The organism is Curtobacterium sp. MCBD17_013 (assembly GCF_003234565.1).
GTDB lineage: Bacteria > Actinomycetota > Actinomycetes > Actinomycetales > Microbacteriaceae > Curtobacterium.
This window is the reverse complement of record NZ_QKTU01000029.1, coordinates 1-12,474: the sequence shown is the minus strand read 5'-3', so window position 1 is coordinate 12,474 and position 12,474 is coordinate 1. Positions and strand designations below refer to the sequence as shown.

Below are 12,474 nucleotides of genomic sequence, written 5' to 3'. Positions count from 1 at the left end.
GTCCCGTCCCGTCCCGTCCCATCCCATCCCATCCCATCCCGACCGTCGATGAATCAGGAAATCGGCGCGAATGGCGAAGCGCCCCTCAACGGCGACGCCGTCTTCCTGCGTTCTCGACACGACAGCGGAGCGAACCGTGCGCAGCGCACGGGCGCAGCGCACGATCGCAGCGGACGATGGAAGCGCCCAGGAGGAACGGCACCCGCCTCAGGGCCGCAGCGACCCGTCGACAACGCAGGAACCCAAGCCCGGAGCAGAGCCCTCGCCCCACCAGCGACGCTGTCGTCCTGCGTTCTCGACACGACAGCGGAGCGAACCGTGCGCAGCGCACGATCGCAGCGAGCGGCCACAGCGAACGGTGGAAACGACCCGGAGGAACGGCACCCGCCTCGGGGCGGCAGCGGCCCGTCGACGACTCAGGAAAATGGTGCCGCTGCAGGGACCCGACCCCCGAGTGAACGCGGTCTTCCTGCGTTGTCCACGTGGCAGCGGAGCGAACGGGAGAAGCCAACGGACGGGACGGCCGGACGGGGTGGGCGGACGGAACGGACCGGAGCAACAGCAGCTGCCTCGAACCCCGAGCGCCCCGTCGACAACGCAGGAACGCAGGTCCGGAGCGGAGGCCCGACCCCGCCGGAGACGCCCTCTTCCTGCGTTGTCGACACACGCGTTCACGCGGTCACGCGGCCACGCGGTCGCGCGGTCGCGCGGTCGCGCGGTCACGCGGTCACGCGGCAGCGCGGTCGCGCGGCCGCGCCTCACACACCGGTGAGGGGCGTCACCACCCGCTCGTCCCCGTCCCAGAACCGGACGCCGGCGACCGCGCCGAACTCGGGCACGGGGACCGCCGCGAGCGCGGAGACCGCTGCGGGGAGCGCCTCGGGCGGCAGGCGTCGCGCGATGGTGACGTGTGGCGACCAGGCGTCCGGCAGGCTCGTCGGGAGGCCCCCGGGTACGACCTCGTGGACGCGGCGGTGGAACGCGCCGAGTGCCTCGGACACGACGACGGCGCGCACGAGCACGAACCGCCCACGGGCGGCCGGGAACAGGGTGAGGCCGCCGAACCGCACCTCGGCAGGGTGGGTGGCGGCGACGCCCGGGAGGGACGGCACCGGTTCCAGCGTCGGCCCGGCCACCAGGGTCACGTGCGGCCGGTTCGACGGGCTGTCGTGGAGCGCGAGGCTCGGGAGCCCCGCGTCGACCAGGGCCCGCCATCCGGCACGGAGGGCGCCGTCGGTGGCGTCGTCGAAGACGAGCTCGATGCTGCGCACGGTGCGGGGGCCCCTCAGGCGTCGGCGGCGCGGCGCACGCGGTCGAGGTGTGCGCGGACCGCGGCGGCGACGGCGATGGGGTCCTCACGCTGGACGAAGTGGCCCACGCCGGGGAGCTCGACGAGGTCGCGTCCGCTCGCGAAGGACGCCTCGTTGCCCCGGGCTGCGGGCAGGGTCTCGGACCCGTCGGCCGTGCCGATGAGGAAGGTCGTCGGCACCGTGATCGCCGGCCACGTGTCGAGGAGCGCCTGGGTCGAGGCGTACCGGGGCGAGCCGGGCGCCTCGCCCGCACCGTGTCGGTAGTAGTGCACGACGTCGGCGGCGAACTCGTCCGTGTCGAACGCCCCGAGCATGGCCTGCTCCTCGGTGGGGTCGAGCCGGAGCGAGGGGGACCATTTGGCCCAGGCCCACCGGACGAGCGCGGTGGGGTCGGTGCGGAAGGCCCGCGCGCCGGCCTCGGTGCAGAGCCAGTACCGGTACCAGGCGACCGCCGCGTCGTCGAGTCGTTCCGCCGCGCTCAGGTGTCCCCGGTCCCCGTACGGCGTCGCGATCGTGACGAGTCCGGTGAGTCGCTCGGGAGCGAGCACGGCGACGGCGTGCGCGGCCCTGGCGCCCCAGTCGTGCCCGACGAGCAGGAACCGGTCGAGTCGGAGCGCGTCGGCCAGGTCGAGGACGTCGGCGGCGAGCGCGGCGACCTGACCGGACCGGGCGTCGGCGGCGTCGTCACGGACCCGGCTCGCACCCACTCCGCGGAGCATCGGCCGGATCGCCCGGACGTCGTCGGGCAGGAGCGCGAGCACACCGTCCCAGGTCGCGGGCGTGTCGGGGAACCCGTGGAGCAGCAGGACCGGGGTGCCGTCGGCCGGTCCGTCGTCGTGGTACTCGAGGTCGGCGACGGGGGTCGACACGATGGGCATGCCCCGAGCCAACCACGATCGTCAGGCTCGGGAATCCACCTGGATCCAGTCGATGACCATCCGTGACGTCGTGGGGGTGGACGCGTCCGGCGGACCGGGCCAGTTCCCGCCGACGGCGAGGCTGAACAGGACGTCCATCGGCTGGTCGAACACCCAGCGCATGGTCGGCGGAGCGGTGGAGCGGGTGATGCGCATCGCAGTGTGACCGTCGATGGCGGTCGTGATGCTGTCGGCGGTGCGCGACACCGAGTACACGTGGAAGCCGTCGCTCAGCGGTGTGCTGTGGTGGACGGTCGTGCTCGACGCGACGTCCTGGGTGTCCGAGGTGGTGCTCGGCGCGTGGACCGTGTGCACCGAGTCCGCGGTGGTGTTCGGCGTCTCGACGATGTCCACCTCACCGGCCGCGGGCCATCCGACGTGGTCGACGTCCGAGCCGAGCAACCAGAACGCGGGCAGGAGCCCCTGGCCGTCGGGCAGCTCGATCCGGGCGGACAGCGTGCCGGTGGTGAACGAGAACTTGCCCGCGGTGGTCAGCCGGGCCGAGGTGTAGGTCGGCGTGGCGGGGGTGCCCCCGACGTGCGCGGTGAGCACGAGGTGCCCGCTGCCGTCGAGCACGCCGTTCGCCGCCTGGTAGGTCTGCAGTTCGCCGTTGCCCCAGCCACCGGCCCCGGTCTGTGCGGTCCAGACGGACGGGTCGGGCGGAGACCCCGCGGTGCCGTCGAAGTCGTCGCGCACGACGCCGGACGGGCTCGGGGTCGAGGACGGTGTCCCGTTCGGGGTCGGCGCGGGCTGGGTCACCGGGTCTCCTCCTCGCGGCCGGACGGCCCAGGCGACGACGAGCGCCACGACGACCACCCCGGCGAGCACGACGATCCACAGCAGGGGGCGACGCCGCCGTGGGACCGGGATCGTGCGCCCGCCGTCCGAGGCACGCGCGAGCGCCGAACCCCCGTGCCGAGCCGTCCCGCCGTGTCGCGTGGTGCGGTCGTGGAGGGGCACGCCGCCGTGCTCGACGATCCGGGCGACGGGGAACGCGTCAGGTGTCGGGGTCGGCACGAGCGTCCTCCCACCGCCGCTCGGTGGCGGGAGCGCCCACGCGGACGGCCGTCGGTGTCGGCAGAACGCGGTCCGGACGACGCGCGATCGCGGTCACGAGGTCGTCCCCGTCAGCCGGTACAGCACCACGCCGGGCGCCGACACGACGGTGGTCCAGCGCGGGTCCGCAGCGATCTGTCCGCTGAGCCGCTGCAGCGCGCCGTGGGGGTACGTGCCGTTGTACTCGGCCCAGTCGACCATCTGGTCCGTGATGAGCATGTAGACCGGGCGCCCGCCGCCCCGGAGGGCCGTGGTGAGCTTCTGCTCGACGGCCGGGTCCCGGAAGGACTGTCCGGCCCACCCCGCCCAGGTCGTCATGCTCGCGTCGAACTGCGGGTCCACGCGCGCCTGGTCGACGTACTGCTCCGTCATCCGCCCGGGTCCGGCGGCGGCGGGCGCGAGGAGCTGGGACGGCACGGGCGCGGTCTCGAGCAGCTGCGTGCTGACGCTGAGTTCGGCCGGCGTCACGAGGTTGGAGAACCAGGCACCGTAGACCGCCTGCCCGGATGCGAGCGACGCCACGACGACGGCGACCGCCGTCCCCGTCAGGGCGAGTCGACCGGCGAGCACGGCGCTCCTCGATCGACGGGCGTGGACCGCGCCTCCCGTCCGGATGTCGACGCGGCCCCGGACGCCCGCGCGGATGCACCGGACGAGCACCGGCGCGATGAGGACGGCGCAGCCGGGGACGGAGTACAGGAACACGCGGTAGATGGCCTCGCCGCCGTAGCTCTGCCCGGCGAGGAGCGCGAACGGCGCGAAGGCGACCACCGCCAGCCGGAGGGTGCTCCAGCGGCGGAGCCGTGTGCCGCCGAAGCGGTCGGGACGGAGCCCGGCCAGGACGAGCAACCCGGCCGACCCCCAGACGCCGAGGGACACCGCCCGCGCCGCGAGTGCCGTCACCGTCATGCCGATGCTGCCGGCACCGGTCGACGCGGTCTGCGCGTTCGCGAGCGGGTCGAACGCCTGCCCCGTCGTGTACTCCTGCACGAGGTGCCAGTTGAGCAGCACCATGAGGCCGGCGAGGATCCCGAACGGGACGACGATCGTCCGCGGCCGGACCGTGCCGAGCACGCCGAACGCGGCCGCGACGACGAGCAGCCAGTACGGCGTCAACTGGTGGGACACCGCGATCGCGGCGAACAGGGGCAGGGTCAGCCATCCGAGCACCGGACGCGTGCGGCTGCGGACCAGGAGTGTGACGATGACGATCCCGAGGAGGAACGACACGGCCTGCGGAGACAGGTAGTCCTGGCCGACCCAGTTCGCGACGCCGACGATGAACGCGGCGGTGACGGCGCTCAGTCGCGACGTCCCGAGGGACCGTGCGAGGGCGCCGACGGCGCCGACGAGGGCGATGTCCGCGCCGACCTCGAACCACTGGGCGATCGACACCGGCGAGATCCCCGTGGCGGTCGAGAACCACGCGATCGCCGCGAACACACCGGGCCACCCCGCGTAGATGTCGACCCCCGTGGCGACGTGCCCGTGGTGCTGGATCCAGTCGACGACCCCGAGGTGCTTGTAGGTCCAGCTGTAGATCGGCGCGCCGACCCCGAGGGCGGTCGGGAGGCGCATGCACAGCACCGACACGACGGTCGCCGCCCACGCGTCCACGACGGAGCCCGACCGGACCGCGAGCACGAACCCGAGGCCGGACAGGCCGATCGCGATCGGCACGCCGGGCACGCCGGCGAACAGCAGCCCGAGGGTGGTGTGCGTCGCGGACGGGATCGCGGGGATCGACACCACCGCCACCACGAGTGCCGCCACGACGACGAGCCGGGTCGCCACGACGACGTGCGCGCGCGACCGCGGAACGGTGACGCTGGCGGACCGGAAACCGGTGGCCCGCAGGCCCGCGAGGAGGAGGGTCGGTGTCGTCACGACGAGGCTCCCTCCTCGGCGCGTCCGTGGCGGCGCACGGGACGCAGGCGGCCACGGACGACGGTGGCCCGTTCGGTGAGCCAGCGTTCGAACCGCGGGACCCTCGACCGATGGGCGGTGCGGCGTTCGGGTCGCCGTCCCGCGAGGACCCACCGGTCGAGGCCGCCGGCGGCGGTCAGGAGTGCGATCACGACGAGCGTCCCGTCCACGCCCCAGATGCCCGTGGCCGCCATGGCAGCGGTGAGGAGGATCGTGACCGCGATGCCCGTCGCGGGCACCACCACGAGGGTCGTCGAGGGTCGCATGTCGATCCAGGTCCGCAGGGCCGCGCCCGGTCCGACGAGCACGAGGGCACCGACGGCGATGCCGCGCCACCACTCCGCGGTGTCGGGCACGAGTGCGGTCAGCCCGACGAGGGCGACGAGCGCCGCGACGATGCCCCAGGGGGTGGGGCGTCGGACCGGCATGGTGGAGGCCGTGGCCGGCGCGCCGGCGTCGGTCACCGCGGTGCGCGACGCGGGGTCGAGGACGGTCGCTCCGTCCCACCGCTGCCGGAGGAACCGGGCGGGACCGAGCAGGACGCTCGCGAGTTCGAGCCGGCCGACGCGGCGGACCTCGCGCGCGAGCTCCTCGTGCGTCGGGGTCGCGACGAGCGCCGTGGGCTCGGTCAGGGCCGTCGCGGCGGTCGAACCGGCGGTGGTCGGAACGGCCGCGGCGGTCGAGCCCATCAACATCGCGGTCACACTGCCGGCGTGAGCGGACCCCACCGTCGGCGGCGGACTCGGGTCCGTGCCGCCGACGGCGTGTTCGGGTCCCTCCGCCAGCCCGCCGGCGCCTTTGCCGACGAGCCGGACGAAGGCCTGGGGCGCACGACGGGCCGCGCGGGCCGCCATGCGGGGCTCGAGGGCCACCTTCGTGAGCCACGCGCCGAGCCCGACGCCGTAGCCCTTCGCCTGCGATCGGAGCGCCGCCAGGTCGGAGCGGTGGCGGTGCCACACGAGCGCGGACGGGTCGACGACGAGCGCCCCGCCGGCGAACAGCACCCGGGTGAACACGTCGAGGTCCTCGCCGCCGCCCGTGCGGGTCCCGGCGCCGAACGCCGTGTCGAACCCGCCGAGCTCCAGAGCGGTGCGCCGACGGAGGGCGAAGTTCGCGCCCGTGCCGAACTCGCCGACCGAGAACGGGAACATCGGCAGGTCGGCGGGCTGCTCGGCGAGCCGGAACTCGCGGCGACGCAGGTTCCGGGACCAGGACACGCGGTCGTCGAAGTACCGCTGCACCGGGGTCCTGAGTTCGCCGCTCGGCACGAGTCCCGACACGCACTCGACGTCCGGCGCGCTCGCGAATGCACGGGTGATCGCCGTCAACCAACCCGGATCGACCACGACGTCGTCGTCCGTGAACGCGACGACGTCGCCCGTCGCGTGTCGGAGGCCCGTGTTCCGTGCGCTCGACAGCCCCGGGACCGCCTCGTGCACGAGGCGCACACGCGGGTCCGTGAACTCGTTCGCGATGAGGTCCGCGGTGGCCGTCGTCGCGCTCGCGTTGTCCACCACGACGACGTCGAACGCCGGATGGTCGACCGCGAGCACGCTCCGCAGGGCGTCCCGGAGCTGGTCGGCCCGGTCGCGGGTGCAGATCACGACGGTCACGGTCGCCGCGGTGGTGTCCGGCGCCGAGGACTCCGCGCGTTCCGCGGCACCCCGGTCGAACCGTGCGGCCGCGTCGGCGAGCACCGGGATCGCGAGGCCCCCGGCCACGACCGGGACCTCGACGAAGCCGAGCACCGTGTCGCCGCGACGGACGAGGAGCCGGGCGCCCCGGTAGCCCTCGGCGCCGTCGAGCCGCAGCACCTCGGCGTCCCGGGCGACGGCGTCGTCGAGCTCGCGGACGTCGAGGTCGCCGACCCAGAGTGCGCCGGCCCACACGGGAGGAACGGGGCTCGTCATGGGACGGTGCAGCACGCGGTCGGTTCCGATGGTCACGCGGCGCCTCCCGTGATCGGGGCGGGCGAGGCGACGGCGCTGTGTCGGCCCGTGCCCGGCGCGTGTCGGGCGCGGAGGAGCCCGACGAACCCCACCGCGGCGAGGCCGACCGTGGTGACGACCATCGCGATGGCCCCGCCGAGCGCGCCCCAGGCGCCGATGCACAGGATCGCGACGGGCACGAGGACGACGGTCGACGACGCGCTCACGACGAGGACCGCGGTGGTGCGGTGCAGCGATCGCTGCATGGACCCCCACACCTCGTACGCCGTCCGCAGCACGGAGCCGATCGCGAGCGTGCTGAGCACCGCCACGCCGCCGGCGGCGACGTAGTAGTGCCCGAGGAGGCCGAGGACGAACGGCGCGAGCGCGACGAGGGCGACCACCCCGAGCCCGACGATGGTCACCACGGCGAGCCAGGTGCGAAACGCGAGCGCGCCAGCCTCGCTGCGGTTCGTGGACGCGTGGGTCGCCATGGAGGTGCCGATCGCGATGACGACGAGGTCGAGCACCTGCCCGATCTGGAAGCACAGCGCGAACAGGGCGCCCTGCGCGCTGCCCGCGACGGTCGTCACGAGGAACGGCATGATGAGCACCCCACCGAGGTACAGGCCGTTCGCGACGCCGACCCGGCCCGCGAAGGCCGCGAACCGGCGGAACGGCCGCTCCTCGTCGGTGGACGCGGGAGCGACCTCCGGGCCCGGCTCCGCGGCGTTCCCGACGACCGGGACGAACGTGCGCATCCTCCGGGGGATCAGGATCCCGTAGGCGACGACGAGCGCCCCGGCCGCCGGGAGGACCGCGGCGACGAGCACGGGGTTGCCGACCGCGCCGACCAGTGCGACGAGCACCGGGATGAGCGCGAGCTTGGCGAGGTTGACCGGACCGTTCATCGTCAGGTTGAGCCGGGCCCCACCGAGCGAGGTGAGCACCGGGTCCTTGAGGACGAACAGCGTCCACACGACGCTCGAGAGCGTGACGCCGAGCACGACCGACCACGCGGGGGCGGCGGGGTCGACGAACCGGACGACGAGCACGCCCGCGACGACCCCGGCGGCCGTCGCGACGAGCACCGCGGTCAGGACGCCGACGCGGTAGAGCGGTCGGCGCCAGCGACGCAGCCCCGGCAACATGACGAGCAGGGCGTCCCCGATCCCGGACGCCGCGACCTGCGCCGCGGCCGTGAAGATCGAGAAGATCGCGGTGTCGACGCCGAGCTTCCCCGGCGGGATGATCCGCGCCGCGACCACCCAGAACACGAACCCGGAGGCGCTCGTCACGGCGTAGCCGGCGAGGATCCAGATCGAGTCGAGCGTCACGCGACGACCGATGGTCGTGCGTGCCGGCGTCGACACGGCGGGCGTGAGGACCTGGTCGCTCACCCGGACACCACCTCGCCGCGGAGCTGCGAGGCGGACGGGTGTCGCGCCTCCAGACCGACGGACGGGAGGGCCGGAACGGATGACGCGGGTCCGGTCCCCATGGGGACGGACGGGAGGACCGTGGCGGCACCGAGCGTCGGCGTCGCCCGTGCCGCGCGCAGGTACCCCGCGATGGTCGCGGTCGCCATGAGCGCGATCGCCGCGATGCGGCGCGCACCACCTCGTCCGACCTGGCCGAACTCGCGGACGAGGGCTGCCGGGAGCACGTGCGCGGCGTAGGCGGTCTCGCTGGACAGGGCGTCCTCGCGGCCGAGCTTGCGGCCCAGGATCGCCTTCGAGATGCCCTCGTGGTAGCTCCGACTGCGGACGTACGACCACGTGGCGCGGTCGGCGCTCACCCGGTGGTGCACGACGGCTCGGGGGTCGAGCAGGATGCGCGCCTCCGGGTCCTGCTGCCGGAGGCGGACGCAGAGCTCCGTCTCCTCGCCGCCGAGCGGGACCGCGCCGACGCGACCGGTGTCGGTGTCGAAGCCGCCCGCGGCCAGCGCCGGACGACGCCGGAACGCCATCGAGCAGCCGAGGACGTTGCGGACCTCGGCGAGCTCCTCGGGGAGGCCGCGGTGGCTGCAACCGACGATCCAGAGGAGTTCGTCGGGGTACATCGCCGAACGGGCACCCGCGGGCCAGACCGGCTCCGCCCGCCCGCCGACCGCGATCACCTTCGGGTCGGTGAACGGGGCGACGAGATGACGGAGCCAGTCCTCGGCCGCGGTGGCATCGTCGTCGAGGAACGCGACGACGTCTCCGTACGCGACGTGCATGCCGGTGTTCCGAGCACCGGACAGACCCTGGGGACCACGGTTCGCCACGACCGTGAGGTGCGGCCAGCGCGTCTGCGCCATGCGGAGGAGCTCCGGCTCGTGGTCGATGACGACGACGACCTCGGTGGCCTCCGGCTGGAGGAGCGCGGAGTCGACGGCGTCCTGGAGGTCACCCCACCGTCGCTGCGTGTACGCGCAGACGACGACGCTGACGGCGGGGTTCCACACCGTCACGCGACGTCCCGACGCTGACGCGCCGGCACCGCGATCGCGCCCCCGGCGGGGTGCACTGATCTGGTCCTCGCGGCGGTCCGGGCGACGCGGCGAGCGGCCAGGCCGCGCGTGCGCTCATCGAGGATCGTCTTGAGCACGCGGAAGCCGTCCGACACGGCGTTGAGGTTGCTCTCGCCGTGGATCCGCAGTCGTTCGACGCTCGGGACCTCGACGACGGCCAGGTCGGCGAACGCGATCCGGCAGTTGATGATCGTCTCGATCTCGAACCCGTCGCCCCAGAGCATCCGACCGTCGGCCGCGGGCGCGGCGTCGACGGCGGGCAGGTCGAGGTGCGGGAGCACGGACCGCCGGAACGCGTTGAAGCCGTAGCACAGGTCCGTGTAGTCGGTGCCGAGCAGCAGGTTCGTCAGGACGTTGAGCCCGGCGTTCCCCACGCGACGGACGCCGGTGATGTCCTCGCTGCCACCGCCGAGGCGGAAGCGCGAGCCCTTGGCGACGTCGGCCCCGGCCACCAGCGCCTCGACGAAGCGCGGGATCTCGGTGGGGTCGGCGGAACCGTCGGCGTCGAACATGACGATGACGTCACCCGTCGCCACGGCGAAACCACAGGCGAGGGCGTTGCCCTTGCCGCGCCGGGTCTGGGACACGACGCGGATGTCGGGCATCACGGCCTTCGCGGTCGCGGCGGTGCCGTCGATCGAGTCGCCGTCCACGAGGATGACCTCGTGCACCGGCGGCAGGGTGGGCAGGACGAGCGCCAGGTTCTTCGCCTCGTTCCGTGCCGGGATGACGATGCTGATCGTCGGTTCCGCCGGGATCGGGGCGTTGAGGGGCGCAGGCAAGTTCGGGTTCATGCTGTGTCCACTTTTCGGGTTCGGGTGACGACCGGCCTCGGGAGCCGGTCTGGACCCCTCCGCGATCGACCCGCACCGACGGGTCGGTACGGCCGGCCAGGGAAGGGTCGGCGAGGGCAGCCTTCTGCCCTCGTGGTGCAGCGTGGATCAACGTCGACACGGTCGGCGGTTCGGGTTCGGGTTCTCGGGTGAGCAACCGACCGGCCGGAGCTGATCCTCGCCACCCTCGGGTAAGGGTGGTGGTGAGCAGGAACATACGCTCCCCGCCCCCGAGGGACAAGAGCCCCCTGTCCACCCTGCGCGGTCGGGGTACACGCGGGTCGGCGTCTGCGGTGCCGGGCCGGAGTCCTGGAGGACGGGCGCGGTCCGTGCTCCTCACGGACGGGGAGCGACCGTTCTCCGGGAACCCCCATGAGCACCCGAGCTGTCCCCCGATCGCCCCCCGATGAGGGGCGAGTCCGGCGGATAGGATCGACAACGGCCGACCTGGTCGAACCATCCGCCCCGCCCAGTTCCATCCACGCCCGGAGGACCCGATGGCACGTCGCGACGTCGACCCCCGCGAGCGGTGCGTCTGCGGACACGAGCGGCAGGCCCACGAGCACTACCGGCGCGGGACCGACTGCGCGCTGTGCGGCGCGGCGACCTGTGGCCGGTTCCGTGGCACGGGAGTCATCGTGGTCGCGATCGACGGACCCTGACCTCCGACCGCTCCGGCTTTGTACCCCGTTCGGGGCGCTTCCGAGCTCGTCCTGCACCCCTCGGCAGCGTCCGGAGGACGTGCGTTCTCCGGGAGCCGGGGGACGCGCTCGAGCCGGTCCGGGCCTCCCCGTCGCGTGCCCCGTTCTGGGGTCGTCTCCCTGGGTCCGTTCACATGCTCGTTACCCGGGAGGCGGGCCCGCCCGTGGTGCGGCCGCGCGCGGCGTGGGCGCGGGCGCGCGGGCGCGCGGGGCGCGCGGGGCGCGGGCGCGCGGGCCGTGGGCCGTGGGCCGTGGGCGCGCGAAGCGTGGCCAGCCCCCGTCGCTGGTCGACGAATCAGGAGGATCGTGCAGAACCCGCGCCGCGCCTCCCGACCGGGAGGCCCGGTCCTGAATCGTCGACAGGCACCGGTGTGCAGGCGCGCCCGCGCGCAGCCGCCCGAACCGGCGCTGGAGGGCCCTCGCCGCGACGGCACCGGCCCGCGCCGACCCCGCCCAGCCCCCGTCGCTGGTCGACGAATCAGGAGGATCGTGCAGAACCCGCGCCGCGCCTCCCGGCCGGGAGGCCCGATCCTGAATCGTCGACAGGCACCGGTGTGCAGGCGCGCACCAGCGCGCACCCACCCCGGACCGGCGCTGGCCGGTGCTCGCCGCAGCGGCACCGGCCCGCGCCGACCCCGGCCCGCGCCTCCTCGGTCGACGAATCAGGAGGATCGTGCGGAACCCGCGCCGCGCCTCCCGACCGGGAGGCCCGATCCTGAGTTGTCGACCGATGCCGCGTGCAGGCGCGCACCCGCGCGCAGCCGCCCGAACCGGCGCTGGAGGGCCCTCGCCGCAACGGCACCGGCCCGCGCCGACCCCGGCCCGGCCCTCCTCGGTCGACGAATCAGGAGGATCGTGCGGAACCTCCGCCGCGCCTCCCGGCCCGGAGGCCCGGTCCTGAGTTGCCGACCGATGCCGACGGGCGCGGACGGAACACGCCGCACCAGCCCGCTGCGGCCAGGCAGCCCGCTGCGGCCAGGCGGCCCGCTGCGGTCAGGCGGCCCGCTGCGGTCAGGCGGCGGACGCGGTGGCGACGGACGGGACGGACCGCGCGGGGCGGACGTGCGTGAACGCCGCCCAGATCGCGGCGACGTCGGCGGTGCGCTCGAAGTCCTGCGTCGCGTGGTACTCGCGTCGCACGAAGTCGACGAAGGCGGTGGTGGTCGTCGGGTCAGCGGCGCGCGCGGAAGCGGCAGCGACGAGCTGGGTGCGGAACGGTTCCGTGAGGGTGGGGACGAACGGCATCGGTCTTCTCCGGTGTGGGCCCGAGGGACGGGCGGGGGCGGTG

General features: G+C 74.2%; 10 protein-coding genes. 1 reads left to right on the top strand and 9 read right to left on the bottom strand.

The window, feature by feature from the left end; translation table 11 throughout:
* Window positions 1–758 precede the first annotated feature (758 nt).
* From DEI81_RS15635 to DEI81_RS15600, 8 genes are all read right to left on the bottom strand, one after another.
* Window positions 759–1,271, bottom strand: coding sequence for a 2'-5' RNA ligase family protein (locus DEI81_RS15635; RefSeq protein WP_111011655.1), 513 nt, complete (start codon window positions 1,269–1,271; stop codon window positions 759–761).
* A gap of 14 nt (window positions 1,272–1,285) precedes the next feature.
* Window positions 1,286–2,188, bottom strand: coding sequence for an alpha/beta fold hydrolase (locus tag DEI81_RS15630; RefSeq protein ID WP_111011654.1), 903 nt, complete (start codon window positions 2,186–2,188; stop codon window positions 1,286–1,288).
* Window positions 2,189–2,209: 21 nt separating this feature from the next.
* On the bottom strand, window positions 2,210–3,244 hold the full coding sequence (locus DEI81_RS15625) for a glycoside hydrolase family 16 protein (protein WP_111011653.1): 1,035 nt from the start codon (window positions 3,242–3,244) through the stop codon (window positions 2,210–2,212).
* Window positions 3,245–3,337: 93 nt separating this feature from the next.
* The gene (locus DEI81_RS15620; protein ID WP_111011652.1) at window positions 3,338–5,170 is read right to left on the bottom strand and encodes a hypothetical protein; all 1,833 of its coding nucleotides are present in this window, start codon (window positions 5,168–5,170) and stop codon (window positions 3,338–3,340) included.
* A complete protein-coding gene (locus DEI81_RS16440; protein ID WP_220035702.1) occupies window positions 5,167–7,155 on the bottom strand; it encodes a glycosyltransferase family 2 protein in 1,989 nt (662 codons plus the stop codon). Before DEI81_RS16440 ends, DEI81_RS15620 begins: the two co-directional genes overlap by 4 nt.
* Window positions 7,152–8,537, bottom strand: coding sequence for a lipopolysaccharide biosynthesis protein (locus tag DEI81_RS15610; RefSeq protein ID WP_111011651.1), 1,386 nt, complete (start codon window positions 8,535–8,537; stop codon window positions 7,152–7,154). The genes DEI81_RS16440 and DEI81_RS15610 overlap by 4 nt, the downstream gene beginning before the upstream one ends.
* A complete protein-coding gene (locus DEI81_RS15605; protein ID WP_181435451.1) occupies window positions 8,534–9,592 on the bottom strand; it encodes a glycosyltransferase family 2 protein in 1,059 nt (352 codons plus the stop codon). The genes DEI81_RS15610 and DEI81_RS15605 overlap by 4 nt, the downstream gene beginning before the upstream one ends.
* Complete coding sequence (locus DEI81_RS15600) at window positions 9,589–10,446, bottom strand: glycosyltransferase family 2 protein (RefSeq protein ID WP_111011649.1); 858 nt, start codon at window positions 10,444–10,446, stop codon at window positions 9,589–9,591. The genes DEI81_RS15605 and DEI81_RS15600 overlap by 4 nt, the downstream gene beginning before the upstream one ends.
* A gap of 536 nt (window positions 10,447–10,982) precedes the next feature.
* Here DEI81_RS15600 and DEI81_RS16355 point away from each other — a divergent pair.
* Entirely contained in the window at window positions 10,983–11,147 is a 165-nt protein-coding gene (locus DEI81_RS16355; RefSeq protein ID WP_181434970.1) for a hypothetical protein, read from the top strand.
* Window positions 11,148–12,197: 1,050 nt separating this feature from the next.
* Here the strand turns inward: DEI81_RS16355 and DEI81_RS16350 are convergent.
* Window positions 12,198–12,431, bottom strand: coding sequence for a hypothetical protein (locus DEI81_RS16350; protein ID WP_111011648.1), 234 nt, complete (start codon window positions 12,429–12,431; stop codon window positions 12,198–12,200).
* Window positions 12,432–12,474: the final 43 nt, after the last annotated feature.

Excerpts from the sequence above, each read along its gene's own strand:
- DEI81_RS15630 (WP_111011654.1), bottom strand. The coding sequence starts at position 2,188 with ATGCCCATCGTGTCGACCCCCGTCGCCGACCTCGAGTACCACGACGAC.
- DEI81_RS15600 (WP_111011649.1), bottom strand. The coding sequence starts at position 10,446 with ATGAACCCGAACTTGCCTGCGCCCCTCAACGCCCCGATCCCGGCGGAA.
- DEI81_RS16355 (WP_181434970.1), top strand. The coding sequence starts at position 10,983 with ATGGCACGTCGCGACGTCGACCCCCGCGAGCGGTGCGTCTGCGGACAC.
- DEI81_RS16350 (WP_111011648.1), bottom strand. The coding sequence starts at position 12,431 with ATGCCGTTCGTCCCCACCCTCACGGAACCGTTCCGCACCCAGCTCGTC.